Here is a 25849-nt window from a genome sequence, read left to right as displayed (position 1 = left end):
ATGGGCAAGTTCTTGTGGCTTCTGAACACACCGGACGGAGCGCCGAAATACGTCGACGATATCGGCGGACACACCTTCGACGTCGCACAGCAACCGGTCCTGGAATCCAGCGATCTCCCGGCCTATGACGGCATCGTGCTGACCATGCATTCCGACCAGAAGCATCTGCAGAGCGTATCGTCCCGGCTGGAGAGCTTCCTTGAAGGTGGCGGTTCGGTTGTTTTCAACGGGCATGTCGCCCATCCCTTCCTGACCGGGCTTTCCCCGTTTCGCCCGATTGTCCAGAACGGGCTGGAGAGCTTCAGAATTCATGTCGAGGCCGGCCATGCGCTGTTTGACGGCCTGACTTCGGACGACCTGACCTTTCAGCGCGGCGTCGCCGGCTTTTACAGCCGCGGGACCAACCCGCCACCGGAAGGAGCCACTGTTCTGACGACGATCGGTATCGACCGCGCCCCGGTGGACTGGATCGCTCCTGTCGGCAGGGGAAAGCTCTTCGTCCACACCGGCAACGACCTCTTTTCCTTCCTCCATCGGGCCGACCCGGAAGGACTGAGCGTGCTGAAACAGTTCTTCAGTCATTTCGAAAGGAGCATCCGATGAGCTTTGTGGGCGCCATCGACGGCGGAACCTATTTTCACCACCGCACGCTCACCGAGGCGCCGTTCGAAACCTGTTTCGACGAGATCGTCTATATCGGCGATGTCGCGCAGACGGATCTGTCGCGTTTCGACATATTGTTCCTGCCCTGCCGCCTGAACAGCCTGCTGATCGCTCCCCTCAAGGGCCAGCTTGTCGCCTACATGCAGGGCGGCGGCACCCTGATCGTCATGGGAGAGATCTTTCCGGACCGCTGGCTGGACGGCATCGAGTTCACCCCCTGCCAGACGAATTTCTGGTGGTGGATCACCGGTGAGAAAGGTCCGGCACCACGCATTGCCAACCCTTCGCACGCGCTGATGAAGAACATGACGGCATCGGCGGCGACCTGGCACCTGCACGGCCATTTCGCGCCGAAGCCCGAACAGGAAGCTCTCATCGAAGATGACATCGGCGTGCTGATGTTCGAGGACAGGCAGAGCTACGCCCCCGGGCGCCTCATCGCGACCTCCCTCGACCCCTGCTATCACCACGGCTCGCATTTCATGCCGGCTGCAACGCAGTTCCTCGAAGCCCTGCTTCCGCAGCTTCGGGAACTCTGAGGACCCTGAGAATGGACAACATTACGGTTCGCGACAGCGGACAGGAAATAACCTTCAGCTTCAACGACCTGATGAAATTTCACGGCCCCGGCTTTCCGGGCGGTGTCGTTCACGCGCTGAAGGCCATGCAGGCGGCCTTCCCGCTGCTGAACAGCTCACCGCCGGAGCGCCGGGAAGTCACGTTGCTGACGGCCTTTTCGGGACCGGGCGGGCGGGACGCCATCGAGATGGTGACGCGCGCGGTGTCCGGCGACCGGTTCACCGTCGACAAGAGCCTTGGCGGCGCCGATGTCATCAGCGCACCGCCGGGCCCCTATCTCTGGCGCTTCGGCTACCGCGGCCGGCTGGTCGAAGCTGTCATCCGTCCGGGGCTTGTGCGCGAGGAATTCGTCCTTCTCGGCAAGAAGCAGGACCGCACGCCCGAGGAAGAAACACGCCTGACAGAACTGAAATACGAAATGGCTCACCGGCTGCTGCCGCTTGCGGGCAGCGACGTCTATGAAACAACCGTTCTGAGCGACGCCTGACGGTCAGTCCGGTGCCGTCCGCAGTCTGCCATCTGCGATGACCGGTTGCCGCAAATGGCTTCGCGGGCCGAAAGCCCCCGCGGAGCCGTCACCTTCAGGCACCGACCAGCTCCTCGTCGCTCAGGAAGGCCATCTGCTCGACCTTTCCGGCGCGCACCTCGATCATCTGGCCCTGGGGAACCTCCCGCCAGCAGTCGCGGGCGCCGTCGAGCGGTTCGGAGACGATCATCACGCCGTCGCCAAACTCCCGGTAATAGAGAGTCGGCGCGAATCTGTCCGACGCGTAGCGGGCTGCATACAGAACGTCCCCGTTCGACCACGCGGCGGCAAAGCGCATGTGCGGCGCGGTGCCGGCATATCTGGAAAGGGCCTCGGTCTCGAACACTGCGCGGGCCATTGCCGCGCGCGGGTGGAGGTCGAGGCCATAGGCCACAGCCACCAGAAACAGGCTCTCACTGTCCGTCGCGCCCATGCGGTTGCGGTAGAGGTCGTCCGGGATCATGTTGTCGAGACGCCGGCGGACCTTGTCGTATCCGCCCACCTGACCGTTGTGCATGAACGTCCAGCGGTCGTGAGTGAAGGGGTGGCAGTTGTCGCGGGCCGTGGCGGTGCCGGTCGATGCCCGGACATGGGCCAGAAAATGCCCGGAACGAACATGCCGGGCGATCTGAAGCAGGTTCGGATCCGACCAGGCCGGTCGCACATCCTTGTAGAGGCACGGGATCTGCCGGTCGCCATACCATGAGATCCCGAAACCGTCCGCATTGACGGCCGTCTTGCAGGAAACGGCGTTGCGGCTTTGTGCGATCAGTGAATGGGCCGGATCGCAGATGACCTCTTCAAGATATCTTGGAGCCCCGCTCCAGGCAGCCCAGCGGCACATGCACTTCCGTTCCTTCAGACGGCAGTCCACCCTGCCGCTTAATGGGCGGAAGCTCGTTTTTATGAAAACCGCGCCGCCGCCGTTCCGTGGACACGCCCGGGATCGCGCACAAACGCGATGCCCCTGCCGACCACACTTGCAGGCATGAGACCGGAAAAGCCGCGTGCCGTCCAGACGGGACAACCGGGTTCTTCACCGGAAAGAATGCCAATACCTCGATGCAACTCGGGCCCGCCGCTCATGGATGCCCTGGGACGCGGACAACCGGGATGTCAGCGGCGGCGGCCGCCACCACCACCCCGATGCGGCTGTGGACGCGAGCGCTGCACATTGCGATTGCGGTTGATCTGCTGGTTGCCGGCCTGACGCGCCCTGCTGTCCCGGTTCAGATGCGCCGGGGCCTGAGGCCGTTGCACCGGCCGCTGCACATTCGGTCTTTGTGCCGGCGGTCTTTGCAACGCCGGCCTCTGGGTCGCCGGACGCTGAGCCGGTCGCTGGACGGCCGGGCGTTGTGCTGGCCGCTGCACGTTCGGTTTTTGCACGTTCGGGCGCTGTACATTGGGACGCTGCAGGTTGGGGCGATCTCCGCCACTGGGCCGGTTCCGGACCCTGTCACCGGCGGGCCGGTTCGCCAGAGCCGCCCCTGTGCCTGCGCCCGCTCTCCCAAGCCTGTCCTGAATGTTTTCGCGCGATGGCGCTGCGACGTCGCCCCAGCGCCCGCCCTCGAATTTCTGCCAGCTCTCGCCGTTTCGGCGGTAGACCGCACCGTCCCGTCCGGCGAAGACATCGCCGCGACGGCCGAGACTTGCCGGCCGGCCGGCAGCGCCTTCCTGCTGCCAGCGCTTGACCGCACCGGCCTGAAGATCGTGGGTCCGCGACCATTGCGGTCCGGACACGACCTTGCCGCCCCAGGAGCCGTAAATGCCACGCGCCCCACCTGCGACGACACGGTTGCCGGTGCGCGGGTTATAGGCGGAGATGAAGCCGGCACTGCCGCGCGGCCCGCTGACCGCCCCTCCGCGGATATAGCCGCCGGTGCGCGGATTGTAGATGCCGCCGCCGGCGATGCCCCGTGCCGGTCCGTAGGCGTAGCCGTAACGGCCATAGGTCCCGCGGACCGGATTGTAGAAGGCGCCGATGCCGTAGGTCACCGGCCTCGGGAAATAGATCGGCCGGTAGCCGGGCCGGTACCATGGGCGGTAATAGTAACCCGAGCCGTAGACGAAGACGCCCCAGGCCAGATATCCCGTCAGGTAGCCCATCGTGTAGCCGTACCAGACCGCGTCAGGCTCGCTCTCGTAGATCCGGACATATGTGGTGTTGTAGACCGGCGAGGACGGTGGGATGGTGTAGATCTCGTCCGGGACCGCCGTGGCGACCGCAAACGGCCCTTGCGGAGTGTCGCCCACGAACCAGACACCGTCCTGCAGCACGTAGTATTTCGTGCCGACCTGTATCACCTGATCATTGGTGTTGACCGCATAGGACATGGAAGTGCCCTCGATCGGCTCGAATTCCGGATCACCCGCGTAGGCGACCTCCGTGCTGAGCGAGCCCACCTCCACCCGCGCCGTCGTGGGAATGCTGGCTTTCAGACGGGCCTGGGAAGCTTCGGATGTGCCGGGAATGGAGGCCCGAACCGAGTAATAGGGTGCGTCCTCGGGAATGTTCAGGAAGTCGGACGGCATGTCCGGCGTGGTAAAGGTCCACGGCCCATCCTCAAGCGAGGCCGACCTGAACCAGCGGCCGGAGACAAGGATGTACCAGGTGGACGTGGATTTCAGGAAAAACACATCGCTGTCGGTGTTGGAGGCCCATTCCAGGCCCGTGCCCTCGACCGGCTCCAGCTTCGGCGTGCCGTCGAAAACGATCATTTCCGCCGGCTGATCGGAATAGATCACCTTTGGCGGCTGGTTGTCCGGAAACGGCTCGCCCGGAACGGCCTCGCGGGTTTCCTTCCAGTTGTCGTCATCGGGCAGTGACCCGATCAGGTCAGGGAGTTCTTCGACCGGCTGCCAGCCCGACGAAACGTCTGTCGTTGTCAGCCAGGCCTTTTCATCGCGCAGGTAAAGCGCCTCTGTCTCGTCGACCCTGAGGATATCCCAGTTGGTATTGACGACGAAGCTGAGGCCCTGCACACCCTTGACCGGCGCAAAGACGGGCGCTCCTTCCGTCTGCACCAGAATGGCCGGTTCCGTGGAGACATGGATCGGCGGGGCCTTGGCGTTCAGACCCTGAACGTCCTCCACGCGCTGGTATTCGGCGAGACCCGCGGTGATCCGGTCCTCCTTCACGGTGATCGTACCGGTCGGCATGATCTTGCCAACCTGCAGGGACAGATCCGTGAGCGCGCTGCGGCCAAGTGCGGAAAAATCAAGCTCCGTCACCTCTATCGCGCTGATATCGACCTCGCCCTTTTCGGTATCCGCAACGGTCTGACCGCTCACGCCGATGACGCCAAAGACCGGCTTGGCGTCCTTGTTTTCAAGATATTCGGCGGCGACCAGCGCCTTGAGAGTCTTGAAATTGTCCCAGGCGGTGAATTGCGGCTGGTAAAGCACGAGCGACGCACCGGCATCCGTCTGGAACGAACGGGGCCAGCCGGTCGTTTTCTCGGCTTCGGTCAGCTGCAGGTACCGGCCGCTGACGAAGCCGTTCCGGCCGTCATAACTGACGGAACACCATGCACCGCCCTCATCGCAGTTTTCCAGCTCCACCGGGGTGCCGCTCGGGACCGTGCCGAAGGAGCCGTACCCGGTTCCGGGCCCCTGCCGGAAGTTGACATTGGCCGTCGTCACCGCCGGTGCGGCCAGAACACCATTCACCAGAACCGACTGAACCAGCAGTGCGGAGGAAAGGACAACAGAAACGGTCTTGCGCATGAGAGCCTCCCAAAACAATTCGTATCGCGCCATGGCGTTCCCGCTTGATGGCCGATTTCGGGCTGTCAGACAGGCACCCGGACCTAAACGTTAAAAAAACGATCCTACTGTTTCCAGTGCGGCGCGTCACAGGTAATTGTCAGATAGAGTGACAATCATGTCTGCACCATGACGTTGTGCATCTGTCCGACAGAACCCAAGGAGTTTACCAGAATGCAAATATCCCGCGGCTTCCTGACTGTCATTCTGGCGGGACTGGTGTGGACCGGTTCTCTCGGCATTGCCCCGCCGGAGCGGGCGCATGCGGAAATTTTCTATTGCGAGAGCACACGCAGCCCGGGCGGGCATTCGAAATACTGCAATTTTCTGCTGTTCGACAAATCCTTCACCCGCCACAAGCAGGTGATCGTTGCGCAGGGCGCGGTTCGCGACGTGGAGATCAATGGCCGTTATGACGTGTTCTGCGTTCTGATTCAGAACCACATGGGCAGACCCGGCCAGTTCGAGTACCGCAAGCAGCAATGCCGGAAAACCGATACCGGGCGCAACTATCAGTTTCCCATCAAGGCCCTGAACATGCGCCGGGGCCGCGACGGGTTCAGCTCGGATTCCGTACGCACGTTCCTGCCCGCGAACCCCTGGTAGGCAAAAGGCCGGCGTGACCGCTGCCACGCCGGCTCCCGATCCTTATGTCCGGTTCGTTTCCCGTTCTAGCAGGCGACCGAGGACAGACTCTCTGCCGCCATTGAGACGGCCTGACCGCTGCGGGCGGACTGCTGTGCGGCGAGACCCATTTCGACCGCGCGGCGGCCATCTTCCAGCGTCACGTCCGGAACGTCCTTCTCGCCACGCACCACCGCGACAAATCCGGCATGCTGATAGAAGGTCGAGCCATTGTGGTCACCGGCCTCGAGTATGGACGGATCGACGGGAATATCGATCCGGCGCGGCCCCTTCGGAGAGCGCGGCGAAACGACGAGCATCGGCACAGGCGGTTCCCCGAGATCCTGTGGCCAGAACCGGCCGGGGCCCGGCACGAAGGCTTCCACCTTGCCCTGCGGTCCGACGGCGGAAACCTCTTCCTGATAGCGCGAGCCTTCGGCGAACATGCACAATTCCAGCATGGCGCGCGCGCCGTTCTCGAAATCGACGATCACATAGCCGTTGTCGAGCACATCCGGACGCTCGCCATCGTATATCTCGTCCTTGTGATTGGCGTCCTGGCCGGCAGAGGCCATGACGCGCACTGGCTCGCACTTCATGATCAGCCGCATGAGATCGAAGAAGTGGCAGCATTTCTCGACGAAGGTTCCACCGGAGTAGCGGTTGAACCTGTTCCAGGCGCCGACCTTGTGCAGAAAGGGAAAGCGGTGTTCGCGGATCGTCAGCATTCGGATTCCGCCGGTGACCTCCTCGGCGCGCTCGACCAGTGCCGCGATGGGCGGCATGTAGCGGTATTCCATCGCCACCCAGACCGGCGCCGGATAGGACGCCCTGAAGGCATCCAGCCCGGCACTATCCTTCGGGTCGGTGAAAAGCGGCTTTTCGACCAGCAGCGGCAGAGGGCGTCTTTTGCGGATTTCCTCCATCTGCGGCAGATGGCAGTGGTTCGGGCTGGCGATCAGAAGGCAGTCCAGCGCTTCCACGTTCAGCAGCTCCTCCACGGACCCCGCGAATGTGGCACCCGGCACAAGTTCCGCAGCGGCCCTGGCCATCTCGGGATCGGGTTCGAAAATCACCGTCACCTCGGTATCCGGAAGAAGGGCAATGTTGCGCAGATGCTCCTGCCCCATCATGCCACAGCCGATCACGCCATATCTTACCTTCGCAGGCATTTGAGTTCTCCTTGGATGGCGGGTCTTTACGCCCGCCTGTCTATTTCAACCGCTGTACGTAATGCGCCCTGTCCGTATCGAACCAGGTTCGCGAATATTCGACCGGTTCGGGCCTGTCCGCCCAACTGAAGCGCTCGATGTAGCCGGTAACCGTACCGGGCGCCCTGGTGAATTCCGGCGGCGCCCAGCCGGGCACCTCGCCGATGGTGACCCGGTCTTCCGCACGCAAGATCCAGAACCCGAGGTGCTTCTGGTAGAAGCGGTAGAGGGAATCGGACAGGAACTCCCGCCTCACCACCCCGGCATCTCCATCGAGCCAGATTTCCTCCACCGCGATGATGACATCGTTGAGATATCTGAGACGCCGGATACGGGTTCCCTCCCCGCTGGTGCCGAAGACCGGCAGGTCCTCCGGTTTCTTCAGCCGGTCGACGTCCAGGATGTCGGCACGCGGCAGGCCGCCGCCCGAAAGCAGCTCAAGGCGGAACATCGCGTAGACGCTGCCGCCGGTGCCGCCCTGACGTATGTAATTTCCCGAACCCTGCACCCGCTCGAGTAAGCCTTTTTCCGTAAGATCCGCCAGCGCCTTGCGCAGGGTACCGATCGAGATTCCCAGCTCCTCTGCCATGTCCCTTTCCGGGGGCAGACGCTCGCCGTCGATCAGCCTCCCGGCGGCGATATCGCGGATCAAAAGCTCGCTAATCTGCACATATAGCGGCAGTGCATTGGCGGTTTGCGAGGCCGTGGGCATGGCGGTGGATTTGCCTATTCTGCAAAATTGATACACTATTGATTTACATCAAAACGGGTGATATGCAAGAAGAAATCGAAGGCAAAGTGAAGCCAATCGAAAACAAACGAAAACTCCGGAACGGCTGACGTCCAACGGACCGCAGTCAGAACGTTCCGGCTTTGTGAGGATTGCTCAGCCTGCCGTCATGCGGTTCGCACATGGCAGGCTGTTCCAGGGAGGCCCTATATGACCATTGTCCCAGTAACGTCGCCGGATCTCGATGCTGCGGAAGTGTCCTGGTTCGCGGCATTATGTTCCGACGACTACCAGTTCCTGGGCGTCCCGGAAGGCCATCTGCGGTCCTCCTGGGAGCATTGCTCATCGATCGTGAAGACCGCAGAGGAGCAGGGCTTCCGCAACATCCTCTGCCCGTCTTCCTATCAGGTCGGCCAGGACACCTTGTCCTTTGTCGCCGGCTGCGCGCCGATCACCGACCGGATCAATCTTCTGGCCGCCGTGCGCTGCGGAGAGATGCAGCCGATCATGCTGGCACGGACCATCGCGACGCTCGACCACATGCTCGAGGGCCGGCTAACGGTCAATATCATCTCTTCCGATTTTCCGGGGGAGCAGGCAGACAGCACCTACCGCTACCAGCGCTCGCGCGAAGTGGTCGAAATCCTGAAGCAGGCCTGGACACGCGACGAAATCGACCATGAAGGCGAGATCTATTCCTTCAAGGGGCTGACCACCGATCCGGTCCGCCCCTATCAGACGGGCGGCCCGCTTCTCTATTTCGGCGGCTACTCTCCCGCGGCGCTCGAACTCTGCGGCCAGCATTGCGACGTCTATCTGATGTGGCCGGAAAAGATGGAAGAGCTTGCGGGCCGCATGAAGGCGGTCAATACGGTGGCGGAAAAATACGACCGCACCCTGGATTACGGGCTGCGGGTGCACATGATCGTGCGCGACACGGAAAAGGAAGCCCAGGAATACGCAGACTACATCGTCTCGAAACTGGATGACGCCCAGGGAACGGCCATTCGCGAGCGGGCTCTCGACGCCCGGTCTCTCGGTGTGAGCCATCAGGCGAAAAACCGCGAGGTCGCCGACGAGTTCGGCTATATCGAACCCAATCTGTGGACCGGTGTCGGGCGGGCACGTTCCGGCTGCGGCGCAGCACTTGTGGGATCCACCGATCAGGTCCTGTCCAAGATCGAGGCCTACCAGAAAATGGGCATCCGGGCCTTCATCTTCTCCGGCTATCCGCACATGGAAGAGGCGAAGCACTTCGGCACGCGGGTCATGCCGCACCTGAAGACCTGCTCGCTGCCGGAAGCCTATGGCCGTGTTCCCGCCGACACCCCCGCCACCCCGCTTGGCAATGGAGTACGCCGCTAATGGAACGCGTCAGAATTTCAGACACCCTCGAGTTTTCCCGCCTGATCTACGGCATGTGGCGCATCGGCGACGATGCCGACACCTCGCCCGCGCATGTGGAGCGGAAGATCCGGCTCTGCCTCGATCAGGGGATCACCACTTTCGATCAGGCGGATATCTATGGCGGCTACACCGCGGAAGCGGTGCTCGGAGGCGCCCTCAAGGCCAGTCCTTCGCTGCGCGAGCGCATGGAAATCGTCACCAAATGCGATATCGTCGCCCCCGCCGGACGCTATGCGGACAAGGCGGTGAAATATTACGACACCTCGCGGGCACATATCGAAAAGTCGGTTGAGACGTCCCTTGCGGACATGGGTATCGAGACCATCGATCTATTGCTGATCCATCGACCGGACCCGCTGATGGACCATCATGAGACAGGCGCTGCGCTCGACGGGCTGGTGAAGAGCGGCAAGGTGAAGGCCGTCGGTGTGTCCAACTTCCGCCCCTGGGACTGGGACCTGCTGCAGTCGGCCATGTCGAACCGGCTCGTGACCAACCAGATCGAGATTTCCCTCAAGGAAATCTCACCGTTCACCAATGGCGACCTCGCCTTTCATCAGAGGCTCGGCACACGGCTGATGGCCTGGTCTCCTCTCGGCGGCGGTACGCTGATTTCCGAAGGCGGCCAGCTCGGCGCCGTCCTGGATGAACTGGCCGGACAGTTCGGCGTCGACCGCTCGGCGGTGGCCGTCGCCTTCCTGTTGGCCCACCCGGCACAGCTTCTGCCGGTTCTGGGCACCAACAATCCGGAGCGGATCGCGAAAATCTCGGATGCGCTGAAAGTCGATCTGGATCGTGAAACCTGGTACCGCCTGTACGAGGCGGCCCTCGGACAAGAGGTTCCGTGATGACCATGCAGAGCGCCAAACATACAGTCACATTCGAGCCCGATGCAGAAAACACCCGCCTGCTGCGCGATGCCTTCGGGCGGTTCGCCACCGGCGTCACCGTCGTGACCACCGGTTCGGAGGACGGTCCCGTCGGCATCACGGCCAACAGCTTCTCCTCCGTCTCCCTGGAACCGCCGCTGGTTCTGTGGATGCCGGACAAGGGCTCGCGGCGGTTCCGCTATTTCGAAACCGCCGAACACTATGCCATTCACGTGCTCAGCCGCGAGCAGGCCGAAGTATGCAGCGGTTTCGTGCGCAACGCCCACGCCTTCGATCAACTGAGCTATGAAGTGGACGGCAACGGCGTTCCGCTGATCGAAAACTGCCTGGCGCGCTTCGAATGCAAACGGTTCACGGCCTATGAGGGAGGCGATCACCTGATCGTTCTTGGAGAAGTTTTGCAGGCGGAAATGCGCAAGGGAGATGCGCTTACCTTTTTTGCAGGCAAACTGGGTCAAATCGCACCACAATAGAACCGGCGCCGGGGCGATCGATCGCCCCGGACGGACAGACATATTTAGGGAGGAGCCCGAATGGGCGTATTGCTGGCGGTCCTGGCACCGCTCGAGTTCGTCAATTCGCACATATTGCGAATCGGACGCGCTATCGGTGTTGTCGCTATTGCCCTGATGGTGATCGCGATCCTTATTCAGGTCGTGTTCCGCTACGTCCTGAACAACGCCCTGCCCTGGCCCGACGAGGCGGCGCGTTTCTGCATGCTCTGGATGACCGGCCTGATGGCCCCGACCGCGTTCCGTCGCGGCGGATTTGTCGCGATCGACATGGTCGGCCATGCCCTGCCCCGCCTGCCGGGCAACCTGCTCAGCCTGTTCCTGCTGTTCGTTTCCCTCACGGTGCTGCTGATTGCGGCCCGGATCGGCTATGCGGAAGTCTCCGGTTTCGGCGGCCGCTTCGCGACCGCCTCCCTTTACGTGCCCGGCAACTTCGCCCTGAGCGAATGGGTGCGCGCGCCGCGCAGCTGGATGATGGCCTCCATGCTCGTCGGCGTGATCCTGCTGGCGATGGTCAACATCGAACTCATTTTGCGCAGCGTCATTTCCATTCTGGGCGGCCGGGGCCGTCTGGCGGCAATACCGGACGCGGACATGGCGGGGGCCGACTGATGCTGATCTGGTTCCTTCCCGTCTTTCTCGTGTTCCTGATGATCGGTCTGCCGGTCTTCTTCGGATTGCTCGCCGCGCCGGGCCTGCTGTTGTGGATGAACGGCCAGGAGCGCGACATCGTGCTTCTCTACCGTAACGTCTACAATGGCATGGACAGTTTTCCTCTGATGGCGATTCCGTTCTTCATGCTCGCAGGCGAGCTGATGAACAAGGGCGGCATCACCATGCGGCTGGTGGAGTTCTCGCAGGCGCTGATGGGACATCTGCGCGGCGGTCTCGCCCATGTGAACATCCTCTCATCGATGCTGTTTGCCGGACTGTCCGGATCGGCAGTGGCCGATACCTCGGCACTCGGCTCCATGCTGATCCCGGCGATGGAAAAGCAGGGCTATACCCGCCGCTTTGCCGCGGCGATCACCGCGGCGAGCTCTGTCATCGGCCCGATCATCCCGCCCTCCGGCATCATGATCATCTATGCCTATGTCATGGGCGAAAGCGTCGCCGCGCTTTTCCTGGCGGGGATCGTCCCGGGGGTCCTGGTCGGCGTCGGCCTGATGATCATGGTCAAGTTCATGGCCAACAAATACGATTTCCCTGCCTCGAGCCGCCGCTACACATGGAGCGAACGGGGCGATGCCTCGCTGAAGGCCTTCTTCCCCCTGCTGACCCCCGTGATCATCATGGGCGGCATTCTGGCCGGCATCTTCACGCCGACTGAAGCGGCGGCCGTCGCAGTGGCCTACGCCCTCTGCATCGGCCTCTTCGTGCTGAAGACAATCAAGCCTTCGGACATTCCGGCCGTGCTGAACCGGGCGGGCATCACCTCGGCCATGGTCCTGCTTCTGGTCGGCGCCGCGATGGCTTTCAAGACGGTTGTCAGCCTCAGCCACGCACCGGAAATCATGGCCGACTTCGTGCTCAGCCTCACGCAGAATCCGCTGCTTCTGCTTTTCCTGATCAATGTGCTGCTGTTCGTGGTGGGCATGTTCCTGGATGCCGGGCCGGCGATCATCATTCTGGGGCCGATCCTCGGTCCCATCTTCGTATCGATGGGTGTCGACCCCATCCACTTCGCCATCATCATGAGCGTGAACCTGACCGTCGGTCTGGCAACGCCGCCGATGGGGCTGGTGCTCTTTGTCGCGGCGTCGGTTTCAGGAGAACGGGTTGAAACCATAGCCAAGGCCATTCTGCCGTTTCTGGCGGTGGAGATCGCGGTGATCTTCCTGATCACCTACATACCGGCACTTTCCATGACGATCCCGCGTCTGACCGGATTTGCCAACTGATCTTGAGTTTCAAAGGGAGGTACCTAATGCTCAAATCTGCACTGAAAACGCTCACCGTCGCGGCGATGCTCGCCGGTTCGTCGCTGAGCGCCCTTGCCGCGGACTACACGTTGCGCGCGACGGCCAATTCCAACGAGAACGACGAGGACTATGACGGTCTTGTCGTCTTCAAGAACTTCGTGGAGGCCGCCTCCAACGGCGCGATCGAGGTCGAGCTCTTCATCGGTACGCAGCTGTGTTCGAACGGCGCGGAATGTCTCCAGGGCGTGGCCGACGGCGCCATCGACATCTACATCTCCACCTCCGGCGGCGCCTCGGGCATCTTCCCCTATGTGCAGGTTCTCGACCTGCCCTACATGATGGCCGACGACCGGATCGCCGAGCACGTCCTGTCCGGCGATTTCACCCGTACCCTGCGCGACATGGCACTTGAGGATTCCCAGAATTCCATCCGCCTGATGACCATCGGCAATACCGGCGGCTGGCGGAATTTCGCCAATACCAAGCACCGCGTCGAAATGCCGAAGGATCTGGAAGGCCTCAAGATCCGCACCGTGGTCGCCGACCTGCCGCAGGAACTGGTGAAGTCCCTCGGCGCCTCGCCGACTCCGATCCCGTGGCCGGAACTGTTCACCTCGTTCCAGACCGGTGTCGTGGAAGGCTCCAAGAACGGCATCACCGACATCATGGGCATGAAGTTCCCGGATGCCGGCCTACAGTATGTCACTCTCGACGGCCACGCCTACATGGGCGCCCTGTGGTGGATGAACAACGAGAAGTTCCTCTCCATGCCCGAAGACCTGCGCCGCGTCGTGGTGGACGGTTTCTATGCCCTGCAGCAGGCGACCTTCGCCTCGCCGAAGCGCAAGTCCATCAAGGCCTATGAGGATTTCGTTGCCGGTGGCGGCGACCTCTATGTGCCGTCTCCGGAACAGAAAGCCGCCTTCAAGGAAGCCGCCGCGCCGGTCTACGAATGGTTCAAGGCCAATGTCGGCCGTGGCGAAGAAATCTTCGGTGCACTGGAAGAAGCCGTGGCCGAAGCCGAGTCGTCCATCAACAGCAGCCGCGATGCGGACCTGAACTGATCCGGACAAGAATACATCACGCCCTGCTCCGGCGGGGCGTGATGGTTCGGGACTATCGCTTGCGCCACGGGAAAGTGGCCTGAGACTGTGTCGGCGCCGGAAATTCTCATCCGTTCAGAACTTGCGGAAACGAGTCCTGAACCGATCAGAACCACAGGACGGACTTACCGGAACGGATACATCCAGACCTTGTAATCGCCGACAAGAACATGCGCCTTTTCAATCTGCTCCCGGGTCATCTTCTTGACCACCTCTTCAAGAGAGATCGCCGCATCGGGGTCGCCCCCGATGGCAGAGAGGGTGTACCACATATAGGCGCGCACGAGGTCGGCGGCAGGCAGGCCACGTCCGACTTCATAGTACCAGCCCACCCCGGACTGGGCGCCCGGATGACCTTTCATGGCGCTTCTGAGATACCATTCGAAGGCGCGCTGGTCATCGCGTTCGACCCCCAGCCCCATGGCATACATCACGCCGATCAGCTCCTCCGCATCCGCATTGCCGGATCGCGCCGCGGGCCGGAGATCCTTCATCGCTTCCTCGTAGCGGCCCGCCTCCATCAGGTCGCGCGCTTCCTCGATTTCCGCAAGAGCCGGCGTGGCCAGCAGGGTGAGGCCCGCAAGGGCGGATACAAACGTCCTGTTCATTGCCTTCTGTCGCTCCCCCTGCTCGTTCTTCTTGCCGCGCCTGCCCCGGCGGCGGAATTGCCAGCGCCCCTGGGCCCGGAGGATTTCCTCGCCTTCGACCGCAGGCAGGCAGCGCTCGGACAATTGCTCTTTTACGACAAGATCCTGTCCGGCAACAGAAATATCGCCTGTGCGACCTGCCATCACCCGACGCTCGGCACGGGCGATCGCCTGTCGCTGGGGATCGGTGAAGGCGGCGAAGGCCTGGGGCAGCGGCGGAGTGCCGGTCTGGGCGGGAACAGGATCCGCAAACGGATTCCCCGCAATGCGCCGGGTCTCTGGAACCTCGGGGCGAAGGAGATCCGCACGCTGTTTCACGACGGGCGCCTGTCGATTGCCGAAACCTACGAGAACGGCTTCAACTCACCTGCAGAGGAATGGCTGCCACAAGGCTTCAATTCCCTGCTTGCCGCCCAGGCGGTCTTTCCCGTGACCGCGCAGTTCGAGATGGCGGGCAATCCGAAGGAAAACGAGATCGCCGGTGCGATCCACGACCGGATCGACAGCGCGTGGCCGATCCTCGCCAAGCGGGTGCGGGTGATCCCCGAATACGGGCGCCTGTTCGTGTCTGCCTTCGATCATGTGAAGCGGCCGGAAGACGTGACGATCGTGGAAATCGCCAATGCCCTTGCCGCCTTCCAGGCAATCGAATGGCAGAGCCACGACAGTCCCTTCGACCGTTTCCTGTCCGGCGACGAAAGTGCCCTGAACGCCAGCGGGAAGCGCGGACTGGAGCTTTTCTACGGCAAGGCCGGGTGCGCAAGGTGCCACACGGGCAAGCTGCTCAGCGACCAGAAATTCCACGCGCTCGGCCTGCCGCCCTTCGGTCCCGGCCGCACGCGCCTCCATGACCCGATGGTGCGCGACGTCGGCGTCATGGGCGAAACCGACCTACTGGAAGACGCCTACCGGTTCCGCACGCCCATGCTGCGCAATGTCGAACTGACGGCGCCCTATGGCCACAATGGCGCCTATCCGACGCTGGAAGGCATCGTGCGTCACCACCTCGATCCGGACGGCATGCTGAAAACCTGGCGCCCGGAGACAGCCCGCCTGCCGGAGGCGCCCTGGCTTGCAGGCATCGATTTCATGGTCTGGAAGGATCCCCGGGAAATGGCGCGGCAGGCCCTGTTCCGGGATATCGCACCAACCGCAGTTTCCGACCTTGAAATCTCCGATCTTGTGGCGTTTCTGAGGGCCCTTACCGGGACCTCGTCCGTCACGGCCCCTCCTTTCGGCATTCCGGACGCCGTTCCGAGCGGATTGCCGATTGACCGCTAGTGCATCGCGCGTTCACTCATACGCGAGAGGCACTGACACTTTAAAACCGATCGACTGTCATGCCTGCGGCCCTGTCCGGTTGAAGGCTGTAAATCGAGCTGCCGAACTGCAAATAGGAAACCAGATGGTTCAACCCCTCAAGGACCGGGCAAATGTTCTTTTTCCCGGCATCGCCATTGCCGGACTGGTGGCAATTGCCGCGCAGTTTCTCAACGATCACTACGGCGCCCCGGCCATGCTCATGGCAATCCTGCTGGGCATGCCTCTGAACTTTCTTGCCGACGAAAAAAGGACCGAGGAGGGGATCGCCTTTTCCGCCCGCACACTGCTGCGGCTCGGCGTCGCCCTGCTCGGCGCGCGTATCAGCGTCGAGATGGTTCAGGCGCTCGGCCTGCCCTTTCTTGCACTTGTGGTCGCCGGTGTGCTGGCGACCATCGGCTTCTCCCTGCTGATCGGCCGTTTTTTCGGCCGCGACCGGCTGTTTTCCTTTCTCACCGGCGGTGCGGTGGCGATCTGCGGAGCCTCCGCGGCGATGGCCATCGGGTCGATCCTGCCGAAACGGGAACACTCCGAACGGGATCTCGCCTTCACGGTCATCATCATCACCGTGCTGTCCACACTGGCGATGATCTTCTACCCGATCCTGACGAGCGCTCTCGGGCTTTCCAGGGATGCGACTGGGGTTTTTCTGGGGGGAACGATCCATGACGTCGCCCAGGTGGTCGGTGCCGGATTCTCGATTTCCGAGGAAACCGGCGACCTGTCCACCCTGGTCAAGCTGATCCGGGTCACCATGCTCGCCCCGATCGTGCTGGTGGCCGCGCTGGTGCTGCGCAAGGGCGCCGCCCCCGAGGCCACCCGCCCTCCTCTGATGCCATCCTTCGTGATCGCGTTCCTGGTGCTGGCCGCCTGCAACTCCTTCGGCCTGATCCCGGCCGCCGCCAAGGACGCGGCCGGAGATATTTCCCGCTGGGCTTTGCTGACCGCCATTGCGGCGGTGGGCATGAAGACCTCGATCCCGAAGCTCCTGGAAGTCGGCAAACCGGCAATCCTGATGCTGCTGACGCAGACGATGTTCCTGGCGCTGTTCGTGCTCGGGGGGATCTGGCTGATCGGCTAAGCTCTTTTCAGCTCACGCCCGCGCCCCCATATGTGCAGGGAGGTCCCGGCCCTTTTCAAGGTCCGGGGCTTTTCTTGTTGGAGCGAGTGTGGAATATAGCTCGCACCTCACATGGCGGACCGGCGACCGGCCCGGCGGGCCGGGTCCGCACGGATGCCCTTCCGCCCGGAAATTCGAAAGCGCTTGGATGAAAAGCTACATCACGACCCCGATCTACTACGTCAACGGTTCTCCGCATATCGGTCATGCTTTCACATCCGTCATGGCCGATATCCTCAAGCGCAACCGCAAGGCGCTTGGATACGAGCTGATGCTGTCCACCGGCGTCGACGAACACGGCCAGAAGAACCAGGAAGCCGCCGCCGAACTCGACATGTCGGTAACGGAGTATCTGGAGATGCGCGGCAAGGAATTCCGCGCCGTCTTCGACCGTCTCGACGTGGACTATGACTATTTCGTGCGCACCAGCCGGGAGGGCCACAAGACGGCTGTTGCCGGCATGGAACAGGCGATCTTCGACAAGGGCCTGATCGTCAAGAAGCAATACACCGGCACCTACTGCAAGGGTTGCGAGGAGTTCAAGAAGGAGTCCGACCTCACCGAGGACGGCCAGTGCCCGCTGCATCCGACCATGAAGGTGGAGCAGACGGACGAGACCAACTACTTCCTGAAAATGGAGCCCTTCCGCGAACGGCTGCTGCAGCATATTGCCGATAATCCGGATTTCGTGCAGCCGGATGCCTTCCGCAACGAGCTGAAGCAGATGCTGTCCGAACCGCTGGAAGACCTGTGCATCTCGCGGCCGAAGGCCCGCGTGACCCTGGGTGTCGACCTGCCCTTCGACCCGGAGTTCGTGACCTATGTCTGGTTCGACGCCCTCGCCAACTACCTGACCAACATCGGCTGGCCGGAAGAAGGCTACGAGGACTGGTGGGCGGAGTGCGAACATCTGATCGGCAAGGACATCCTGAAGCCGCACGGCGTCTACTGGCCGATCATGCTGATGGCCGCGGACCTGCCGCTGCCGAAAAAACTGTCCGTGCACAGCCATTGGGTCGGCGCCGGCGGGATGAAGATGTCGAAATCCATCGGCAATGTCGTCGATCCGATCGAAGTGATCGACAAGCTCGGCGTCGATGCGTTGCGCTGGTACCTGGCCCGGCACATGCGCGCCGACAGCGACAGCCAGATTTCCGTCGACCTGATCACCCAGACCTACAACAGCGAACTGGGCAACAAGGTGGGCAACCTGCTGTCGCGCGCGGCAAAGTTCTCCAAGGCGCGCTTCGACGGCAAGCTGCCCGCCCCGGGCCCGCTCAACGCCCAGGACGAGGCGATCCGCAAGGCGGTTCTGGAAGCGACCGGTGGCATGGGTACATGGATGAACCTCGCCGACATTCCGGCGCGGGCGCAGTCGATCATCACCGTCGCCGACGAGATGAACAACTATTTCGCCGAACAGGCCCCCTGGGATCTCATCAAGAACGAGGAGACCCGGGAGCGCTGCCAGACGGTGATCTATGTGACCCTCGACTGCCTGCGCGTCGTCATGGAAGCCCTGCTGCAGATCATTCCCGGCTCCGCGACCCGATCTCTGGAAATGCTCAATGCACCTGAGGCCGCCTGCCCGTGGAAACCGGAACTCGACAAGCTCCGGGGCGACAGCGACCTTGGAGAAATCGAGACGCTGTTCCCGAGGGTGCAGTAAACGATCGAATTCTGAAGCGCCCCCGGGCGCTTCAGACACTGCGGAATGCACGTGCGGCTTCGGCTCCGTCTACGAGATTCCGTCGCCGGTCCCCGGCAGTGCCGTGACCGTTTCAGCGATGTGAACCTCGCAGGTCAATGCCCGGCAGCGCGCCGGAGCAGGAAAGAAGCGCACAGCGTGCAAGAGCAGCACTCATGCGCCTGCCGGTGCCCGCGCAACCTGGCACACCGGAAGTTCTTCCATCAGACCAGCCCGGCGGTCTCCATGGCCCGGTCAATCGCCTGCCGGGTTTCGGCGGTGACAGGTGTCAGCGGCAAACGGACCTCTTCCAGACAAAGGCCCAGGCGAGAGAGCGCATATTTCGTACAGGCTGCAGGAGGTTCCAGAAAGAGCGCCGTGTGCAGCGGCAGAAGCTTGTCCTGATAGTCGCGCGCAAGCTCCAGATTTTCAGCAAGAGACGCTTCCTGGAAGGCCGCGCACAGGCGCGGGGCAACATTCGCTGTCACCGAAATGCATCCGGTTCCGCCATGGGCGTTGAAGCCGAGCGCGGCCGCGTCCTCGGCGCAGAACTGAAGGAAATCCCGTCCGCAAAGCGCCCGCTGGCGGCTGACCCGCTCCATCTGTCCGGTGGCATCCTTGACGCCGATGATCCTCGGCCAGCGGGCCATTTCGGCCATTGTTTCGGGCACAATGTCGATCACGCAGCGGCCGGGAATGTTGTAGAGGATGATCGGCAGCGCGCTGTTGTCGTGCAGGATCCGGTAGTGAGCGAGCAGCCCAGCCTGGTTGGGCTTGTTGTAGTAGGGGGTGACGACGAGCGCCGCATCGGCACCGGCCGCTTCCGCGGCCTGAAGCATGTCAAGGGACTGCGCGGTGGCGTTGGAGCCGGTGCCGGCGATAACCGGTACGCGGCCGTTCACCAGATCCACCACTCGCCTGATGAGGTCCTTGTGCTCGTCCTTCGAAACCGTCGGGCTTTCGCCGGTGGTGCCGACCGCAACGAGGCCGTGGCTGCCTTCCTCCAGATGCCATTCGACAAGACGCTCAAGCGCGCCGATATCCACCCTGCCGTCCCTGAAGGGCGTGACCAGCGCGGGAATGGATCCTCTGAAATCAGGCATGGCACCTCCTCGATCAGACTGTAACGGCCCGGCGCAACTCTGATCACCTGTTCTTTGTTCCCCAAGCTGTGACATCAAAACGGCCCGGAAGGCAACTGTTCACCGTGACAGGTGTCCGGCGGGATCTCGCCCGACCGGGCAGATTGCTTCGGCACCGGGTTTTCACTGGTGTGACAGTCCCGCCGGCGGGCACCTCACGCCAATGTGAAGAGGTCCGAAAACCAATCCTGACAGGCCCTGTCAGGATTGGTTTTCTATTTTCCAGGCTCTCCGGCGGGAACTTTCCCGCGTTTGAACGGTTCACAACACGCCCTGAAAACAAGGTTTTGTGGACTTTTCTTTGCCTGCGAGGCCGTGATGGCACCAAACAGAACATTGTTTCCTTTTTTCAACAAGTCGGAGCCAGGCTTGCGAACCGCGCTACTGCGCACAGACCGTTTGCGACTTGCGGCATTGGAAAACCCGGGAGCTCTCCTACCTTCAACACGCCTGCAGCCGGACCCCGGGCCGGCCGGCGGCAGTCTTGCCGGTATGCGCATGGAGGAATGCAAATGACCAATGTGGACGGACGGGAGGCCCCCTCGCCGGGGTCGGCCGTTTCGGATCTCTTCGAAATGGTCAGGGCGCAGTCTCTTGCGCTGGTCGCCCCCCTGAACGACGAAGACATGGGCCTGCAATCGATGGAGGATGCCAGTCCTCCAAAGTGGCATCTCGCGCATACGACCTGGTTCTTCGAGGAATTCATCCTGAAGCCCTCGCTCCCGGGCTATCGGGTGCAGGACGAGCGCTTCGCGTTGCTGTTCAATTCCTACTACGTCCAGGCCGGGCCACGGCATACCCGCTCCCGGCGGGGACTGCTGTCGAGGCCGACCGCCGCCGATGTGCGCAGCTACCGGTCCCACGTGGAGGAGGCCCTGCTTGAGGGCCTGGCGCGGGGTGCCTTCGCTCTGGACCCGGAACAGCTAGACGCGCTGGTCACCCTGGGCTGTCACCACGAAATGCAGCATCAGGAATTGCTGATCACCGATCTGCTCAACGCCTTTTCCTACAACCCGCTCCTTCCCGCCTACATCGAGCCGAGGCCTGCCGGTGTCAGCGCGGTGCAGGAAACCGGCTGGACGCACTGCGACGGCGGCCTGCTCGAGATCGGCCATGACGGAGAAAGCTTTGCCTATGATTGCGAAGGTCCGCGCCACAAGGTCTGGCTCGATCCCTTCCGGCTCGCGGACCGGCCTGTCACCAACGGCGAATGGATCGCCTTCATGGAAGACGGCGGTTACACGACCCAGACGCTCTGGCTGATGGAAGGCTGGGCGGTGCGTGAGAAAAACGGCTGGGATTCGCCGCTCTACTGGTGGCGCCAGGACGGTGTCTGGTGGACCTATACGCTGCAAGGCCCCCAGCCCGTGGATCTTTCCGCACCGGTGGTTCATGTCAGCTATTACGAAGCCGACGCCTATGCCCGCTGGGCCGGCGCCCGGCTGCCGACGGAAGCGGAATGGGAAGCGGCGGCCGAGCCGACGGATATCGACGGCAATTTCCTGGAGAACGGCGCCTTCACGCCCGTCGGTCGCAGGTCCGGCCTCTGGGGTGACGTCTGGCAATGGACCAGCAGCGCCTTTTCCCCCTATCCCGGCTTCACGCCGCCCGACGGGGCCATCGGCGAATACAACGGCAAGTTCATGGTGAACCAGATGGTCCTGCGCGGCGGCTCCTGTGCCACGCCGAAACGGCAGATGCGCGCCTCCTACCGCACCTTCTTCTATCCCCACCAGCGCTGGCAGATGCTCGGCCTGAGACTGGCAGCAAACCAATGACCAAACACGTCGCCCCGGACATGACCCGGACCGCTTTCAGCTCGGAGATCCTTGCCGGACTGACTGCACCGCGCAAGGCGGTCAGCAGCAAGTGGCTCTATGACGATGTCGGCTCGCATCTGTTTGAGGCCATCACCCGGCTGGATGCCTATTATCCCACCCGCACCGAACTGGCGATCCTTGAAGACAACGTCAGGAAATACCGCCATCTTCCCGGTGCAGGCGGCGCCATGGTGGAACTGGGCAGCGGCTCCAGCCGCAAGACCGACCTGTTGCTCGGAGCCTTTCAGGACCTCTCGGTCTACATGCCGGTCGACATTTCCGCCAACCATCTGCAGGACGCCGCCGAACGGGTGCGGCGGGCCCATCCTTCGCTTGCCGTGATTCCGGTGGCTGCGGACTTCACGCAGCCGCTCGAAAAGCTTCCGTTACTTCCCGAACTGCCGGTCCTGGTGTTCTTCCCCGGGTCGACCATCGGCAATTTCGAACGCTCCCAAGCCGCCGCTCTTCTGGGCAATATCCGCGCTGCCATGCCGGAGGCGACCATGATCGTCGGCGTCGACCGACCGAAGGACGAAGCCGTCCTGGTCGAGGCCTATGACGATCCGGCCGGTGTCACCGCCGCTTTCAACCGGAACCTGCTGCAGCGGATCAATCGCGAGCTGGGCGCGGATTTCGACCTTGCCTCCTTTGCGCATCGGGCGCTCTGGAACGCCGATGACAGCCGTATCGAGATGCACCTGGAAAGCCTGCGAAACCAGACGGTGACAATTGCAGGTGAAAGCATTGCCTTTGCTGAAGGCGAAACCATCCACACGGAGAATTCGCACAAATACAGCGAAGAGGCCTTCACTTCCATCGTCAGCAAGGGCGGCTGGCGTGTCCTCAATCAGGACAGGGACAAGGACAGTCTCTTTTCGATCTACACGCTGCAGGCGATCTAGATCCTCCTGGAACTGTGCGGAAGGCAATCAAGTCCTGTTCATCTGGCGAGGCCGCCTGCCCTGCGAGCTTGCGCCAGCCCACAGGCCAATCCACCAGTGGAGCTGCCTGCGTTTCGCAGACTGCTGCCGGATGAGAGCCGAGCGCCGGATCAGCGCTCGGCAATTGCCAGCCTGAGTGCCAGGCCGATAAAAACGATGCCGGCAAGCCGGTTGAGCCAGATCTGCGCTTTCGGGGATTGTTTCAGAAACGCCCCGAGCATCCCTCCCCCCAGCGCCACGGCGCCGAAGACAAGGACCGTGGCCACGATAAACAGCCCGCCGAACACAAGCACCTGCAGGGGAACGGAGCCTCTGGCCGGGTCCGCAAATTGCGGCAGGAAAGCCAGGAAGAAGATTGCGACCTTCGGATTGCTCACATTCATGACGATGCCGCGCCGGTACAGCGCCAGGCTGGAGAGGGCAGGCTCCTGCCGGCCGGACAGATCCGTTCGTACGGCCCGGAATGCCTGGAACGCCAGGTAGAGCAGGTATCCTGCGCCGGCAAATTTCAGCAGCGTGAAGGCCAGCATGGATGTCTGAAAAATGGCGGCCACGCCGAGCGCGACGGCAACCGTGTGAACGATCAAGCCGGTACAAAGACCCAACGTCACGATCAGTCCCGCAAAACGGCCATAAAGTGCTGATTGAGTCAGAACAAAGATGTTGTCAGGCCCCGGCGCGACACCCAGTGCGACGGCAGCGGCAAAAAAGACAGTCAGGACTTCGAACGGAATCACCAGCTTTTTACTCCAACGCCCGGTCTCACCTTTGGAGCCGGGAAATTCCCGGGTCAAGCCCGGAGCGGGGGCGGAGCGGGACCGATTTCTGAATTGCGACGGCGAACCTTCACATTCGGCCGCCAGACATGACAATATTAGCGCTTGTCCGAGCTGAACCCGGTATGCTGAGGCGACCGCAGACAGCGGGATTCGAGTGAGGGAGCCTGAGTGAATGAGGTGGATACTGAAGATTTCGGGCGTCTTTCTGGCCGCCGTTTGTATCTACTCCGGTACGGCAAGCGCACAGCAATTCGTTACCTTCGGGACCGCCGGGGTGACCGGCGTCTATTATCCAGCCGGCGGCGCCATATGCCGCCTGGTCAATCTCGGACGAAAGGACCATGGCCTGCGCTGTCTCGTCGAATCGACCGGCGGATCGGTCCAGAACGCCAATGCCATCCGCGATCACACGCTCGACTTTGCCATCGTGCAGTCGGACACCCAGGCCGCGAGCCTGCAGGGCACCGGTCCTTTCGCCGCTGCAGGCCCGGATCCGGAGTTGCGGTCGCTTTTTTCCATTCATGCGGAACCGGTGCACCTGATGGTGCGTGCCGACGCCGGTATCGACAGTCTTCAGGACCTGAAGGGCAAGAACGTCAATATCGGCAACCTCGGCTCCGGCACGCGGGTCCTGGCCGAGCTGTTGCTGGAATATGCCGGCCTTTCCGCGGACGATCTTGCCCTGAGCGAAGAGCTGAGTTCCACCGAACAGGTCCCTGCCCTGTGCGACGGCAAGCTGGATGCCAGTTTCTGGGTTGCCGGCCTGCCGAACGCCTCGACCCAGGAAGCCGTCTCCACCTGCGATATCAAGATGCTTCCGCTGAGCGGCGATGCCGTCGACAGGCTGCTGGCCGAGAACCCGGCCTTTACCAGCGCCGTCATCCCGGGCGGTCTCTACCAGGGCAACCCGGAAGACATTCCCACCTGGGGACCGAAGGCCACCGTGATCACCTCCGCCAGGATGCCGGATGAGGCCGTCTACACGATCGTCTCCGCCGTTTTCGACAATTTCGAGGATTTCAGGAAACTCCATCCGGCGCTCGAGAACCTCCAGCCGGAAGACATGATCAAGCAGGGGTTGACCGCCGATCTCCATCCAGGTGCCCTGAAATACTACCGGGAAAAAGGCTGGCTATAGGCAACTGTCCCGTGAGGTGCGTTTACAGCCCGTTCCGGCAACCGCCAGCTCCCGCGTTCACCTGATAGCAGGTGAAATACGCCAGGCGTTCGGAGCGAGCCGCATATTCCTCTTCACGAGACTTCAATTCCTGTCATGACCTTCCAGGAAGACCGATGACGCCTCCCGGTTTTTCGGCATTTTTCGGCTCTCCCGGACGCATGTCATAGGGAATCAGGCTCAAGCCCCTAGGAAAATCGGATCGATTGCACTATCTGATCGTAATATTGCGATGGTTTATGCATGACGCCATGCGCCAAGTCCCGCAAACGCGTTCGAATGAATTCTGTTCTGGAGCAATTCCTCATGAGTGACCCCACCTACACACCGCCGAAGGTCTGGACCTGGGACAAGCCGAGCGGCGGTCATTTCGCCAGCATCAACCGGCCGATCTCCGGCGCGACCCATGAAAAGGACCTGCCTGTGGGCAAGCACCCGCTGCAGCTCTACTCGATGGGGACACCGAACGGCGTGAAGGTCTCGATCATGCTCGAGGAGCTTCTGGCGCGCGGTCATGAGGGCGCCGAATATGACGCCTGGCTTATCCGTATCGGCGAAGGCGACCAGTTCTCCAGCGGCTTCGTCGCGGCCAACCCGAATTCGAAAATACCGGCCCTGGTCGACCACAGCACCGACAAGCCTCTCCGGGTGTTCGAATCCGGTTCCATCCTTCTTTATCTGGCTGAAAAATTCGGCGAATTCATACCCAAGGACCCGGCCGCCCGCACGGAAATGCTGAACTGGCTGTTCTGGCAGATGGGATCGGCTCCCTATCTCGGCGGCGGCTTCGGTCATTTCTACGCCTATGCGCCGGAGAAATTCCAGTACCCTATCGACCGCTTTGCCATGGAGACCAAACGCCAGCTCGACGTGCTCGACAAGGCTCTCGCCGAGCGGCCGTATATTGCCGGAGACGACTACACCATCGCCGATATAGCCATTTTCCCCTGGTATGGCGGCATGGTGCTCGGCCGCGCGTATAACGCCGGAGAATTCCTGTCCGTACACGAGTACAAGCACCTCATGGCCTGGGCGGAAAAGATCGACGCCCGCCCGGCGGTCGTCCGCGGGCGCAAGGTGAACCGCGTAACCGACGACAGATCCGAAGGAGTGGCCGAACGCCACGATGCATCGGACCTCGATCCGGTTGCCTAAGCAACGGCGGCATGACAGCGCGAAAGCGGCGGCCCTGCCAAGGAGCAGCCGCTTTTGCAGCCTGCAAAGGATATATGCGACTCAACAGCCGCAAAGGCTGTGCAGGGTGAGACGCTATACTAAAAACAC

At 62.2% G+C, this 25849-nt stretch carries 24 protein-coding genes; 17 read left to right on the top strand and 7 right to left on the bottom strand.

All coding sequences use genetic code 11. From position 1 onward, the window contains the following. Genes DCO57_RS18620 through DCO57_RS18610 form a run of 3 tightly spaced genes read left to right on the top strand, consistent with a single transcriptional unit; the run spans window position 1 to window position 1729 of the window. Window positions 1-603 (top strand): hypothetical protein, encoded by a 603-nt coding sequence (locus tag DCO57_RS18620; protein ID WP_116700421.1) that lies wholly within the window; start codon window positions 1-3, stop codon window positions 601-603. Beyond that, window positions 600-1202, top strand: coding sequence for a hypothetical protein (locus tag DCO57_RS18615; RefSeq protein WP_116700420.1), 603 nt, complete (start codon window positions 600-602; stop codon window positions 1200-1202). The genes DCO57_RS18620 and DCO57_RS18615 overlap by 4 nt, the downstream gene beginning before the upstream one ends. 11 nt (window positions 1203-1213) lie before the next feature. After that, complete coding sequence (locus DCO57_RS18610; RefSeq protein ID WP_116700419.1) at window positions 1214-1729, top strand: hypothetical protein; 516 nt, start codon at window positions 1214-1216, stop codon at window positions 1727-1729. A gap of 94 nt (window positions 1730-1823) precedes the next feature. Here DCO57_RS18610 and DCO57_RS18605 read toward each other — a convergent pair whose 3' ends face one another. Then, window positions 1824-2612, bottom strand: a complete 789-nt coding sequence (locus DCO57_RS18605; RefSeq protein WP_116700418.1) for a class II glutamine amidotransferase — start codon at window positions 2610-2612, stop codon at window positions 1824-1826. A 272-nt stretch (window positions 2613-2884) separates the two neighbouring features. After that, complete coding sequence (locus DCO57_RS18600) at window positions 2885-5494, bottom strand: SH3 domain-containing protein (RefSeq protein WP_116700417.1); 2610 nt, start codon at window positions 5492-5494, stop codon at window positions 2885-2887. Between the two features lie 213 nt (window positions 5495-5707). Here DCO57_RS18600 and DCO57_RS18595 point away from each other — a divergent pair, with 213 nt between their 5' ends. Beyond that, window positions 5708-6139 (top strand): hypothetical protein, encoded by a 432-nt coding sequence (locus DCO57_RS18595; protein ID WP_116700416.1) that lies wholly within the window; start codon window positions 5708-5710, stop codon window positions 6137-6139. Window positions 6140-6204: 65 nt separating this feature from the next. On the opposite strand, the gene DCO57_RS18590 is transcribed toward DCO57_RS18595, so the two are convergent. Beyond that, window positions 6205-7329 (bottom strand): Gfo/Idh/MocA family oxidoreductase, encoded by a 1125-nt coding sequence (locus DCO57_RS18590; RefSeq protein WP_116700415.1) that lies wholly within the window; start codon window positions 7327-7329, stop codon window positions 6205-6207. Between the two features lie 40 nt (window positions 7330-7369). Further along, complete coding sequence (locus DCO57_RS18585; protein WP_116700414.1) at window positions 7370-8080, bottom strand: GntR family transcriptional regulator; 711 nt, start codon at window positions 8078-8080, stop codon at window positions 7370-7372. Window positions 8081-8308: 228 nt separating this feature from the next. On the opposite strand from DCO57_RS18585, the gene DCO57_RS18580 reads away from it, so the two are divergent. The 6 genes from DCO57_RS18580 to dctP are packed head-to-tail and all read left to right on the top strand — an operon-like array spanning window position 8309 to window position 13893. Continuing rightward, window positions 8309-9463, top strand: coding sequence for an LLM class flavin-dependent oxidoreductase (locus DCO57_RS18580; protein ID WP_116700413.1), 1155 nt, complete (start codon window positions 8309-8311; stop codon window positions 9461-9463). Beyond that, on the top strand, window positions 9463-10353 hold the full coding sequence (locus tag DCO57_RS18575; RefSeq protein WP_116700412.1) for an aldo/keto reductase: 891 nt from the start codon (window positions 9463-9465) through the stop codon (window positions 10351-10353). Before DCO57_RS18580 ends, DCO57_RS18575 begins: the two co-directional genes overlap by 1 nt. Then, window positions 10353-10868: a flavin reductase family protein gene (locus DCO57_RS18570; RefSeq protein WP_116700411.1), complete on the top strand. Its 516-nt coding sequence runs from the start codon at window positions 10353-10355 to the stop codon at window positions 10866-10868. Before DCO57_RS18575 ends, DCO57_RS18570 begins: the two co-directional genes overlap by 1 nt. 60 nt (window positions 10869-10928) lie before the next feature. Next, on the top strand, window positions 10929-11519 hold the full coding sequence (locus DCO57_RS18565) for a TRAP transporter small permease subunit (RefSeq protein WP_116700410.1): 591 nt from the start codon (window positions 10929-10931) through the stop codon (window positions 11517-11519). Beyond that, window positions 11519-12808, top strand: a complete 1290-nt coding sequence (locus DCO57_RS18560; protein WP_116700409.1) for a TRAP transporter large permease — start codon at window positions 11519-11521, stop codon at window positions 12806-12808. Before DCO57_RS18565 ends, DCO57_RS18560 begins: the two co-directional genes overlap by 1 nt. Window positions 12809-12834: 26 nt before the next feature. After that, window positions 12835-13893 (top strand): TRAP transporter substrate-binding protein DctP, encoded by a 1059-nt coding sequence (gene dctP / locus DCO57_RS18555; protein WP_116700408.1) that lies wholly within the window; start codon window positions 12835-12837, stop codon window positions 13891-13893. Between the two features lie 164 nt (window positions 13894-14057). Here dctP and DCO57_RS18550 read toward each other — a convergent pair whose 3' ends face one another. Continuing rightward, complete coding sequence (locus DCO57_RS18550; protein ID WP_116700439.1) at window positions 14058-14540, bottom strand: tetratricopeptide repeat protein; 483 nt, start codon at window positions 14538-14540, stop codon at window positions 14058-14060. 57 nt (window positions 14541-14597) lie between these two features. On the opposite strand from DCO57_RS18550, the gene DCO57_RS18545 reads away from it, so the two are divergent. From DCO57_RS18545 to metG, 3 genes are all read left to right on the top strand, one after another. Further along, a complete protein-coding gene (locus tag DCO57_RS18545) occupies window positions 14598-15860 on the top strand; it encodes a cytochrome c peroxidase (protein WP_116700407.1) in 1263 nt (420 codons plus the stop codon). Between the two features lie 124 nt (window positions 15861-15984). Then, on the top strand, window positions 15985-16980 hold the full coding sequence (locus tag DCO57_RS18540; protein WP_116700406.1) for a YeiH family protein: 996 nt from the start codon (window positions 15985-15987) through the stop codon (window positions 16978-16980). A gap of 187 nt (window positions 16981-17167) precedes the next feature. Then, window positions 17168-18688 (top strand): methionine--tRNA ligase, encoded by a 1521-nt coding sequence (gene metG / locus DCO57_RS18535; protein WP_116700405.1) that lies wholly within the window; start codon window positions 17168-17170, stop codon window positions 18686-18688. A gap of 242 nt (window positions 18689-18930) precedes the next feature. Here the strand turns inward: metG and dapA are convergent, their stop codons facing one another. Further along, window positions 18931-19809 (bottom strand): 4-hydroxy-tetrahydrodipicolinate synthase, encoded by an 879-nt coding sequence (gene dapA / locus DCO57_RS18530; RefSeq protein WP_116700404.1) that lies wholly within the window; start codon window positions 19807-19809, stop codon window positions 18931-18933. A 551-nt stretch (window positions 19810-20360) separates the two neighbouring features. Here dapA and egtB point away from each other — a divergent pair. After that, a complete protein-coding gene (egtB, locus tag DCO57_RS18525; protein ID WP_208978034.1) occupies window positions 20361-21626 on the top strand; it encodes an ergothioneine biosynthesis protein EgtB in 1266 nt (421 codons plus the stop codon). Next, the gene (gene egtD, locus DCO57_RS18520) at window positions 21623-22570 is read left to right on the top strand and encodes an L-histidine N(alpha)-methyltransferase (protein WP_116700402.1); all 948 of its coding nucleotides are present in this window, start codon (window positions 21623-21625) and stop codon (window positions 22568-22570) included. The genes egtB and egtD overlap by 4 nt, the downstream gene beginning before the upstream one ends. A 149-nt stretch (window positions 22571-22719) precedes the next feature. Here the strand turns inward: egtD and DCO57_RS18515 are convergent, their stop codons facing one another. Further along, on the bottom strand, window positions 22720-23346 hold the full coding sequence (locus tag DCO57_RS18515; protein ID WP_205756212.1) for a LysE family translocator: 627 nt from the start codon (window positions 23344-23346) through the stop codon (window positions 22720-22722). Window positions 23347-23560: 214 nt separating this feature from the next. Between DCO57_RS18515 and DCO57_RS18510 the strand changes: the two genes are divergently transcribed. Continuing rightward, window positions 23561-24526 (top strand): TAXI family TRAP transporter solute-binding subunit, encoded by a 966-nt coding sequence (locus DCO57_RS18510; protein WP_116700401.1) that lies wholly within the window; start codon window positions 23561-23563, stop codon window positions 24524-24526. 345 nt (window positions 24527-24871) lie between these two features. Then, a complete protein-coding gene (yghU, locus tag DCO57_RS18505; RefSeq protein WP_116700437.1) occupies window positions 24872-25720 on the top strand; it encodes a glutathione-dependent disulfide-bond oxidoreductase in 849 nt (282 codons plus the stop codon). Window positions 25721-25849 lie beyond the last annotated feature (129 nt).

Source organism: Labrenzia sp. 011 (genome assembly GCF_003075075.1).
Taxonomy (GTDB): Bacteria; Pseudomonadota; Alphaproteobacteria; order Rhizobiales; family Stappiaceae; genus Roseibium.
The sequence above is the reverse complement of the archived record's forward strand: the minus strand, read 5'-3'. Positions and strand labels throughout refer to the sequence as shown.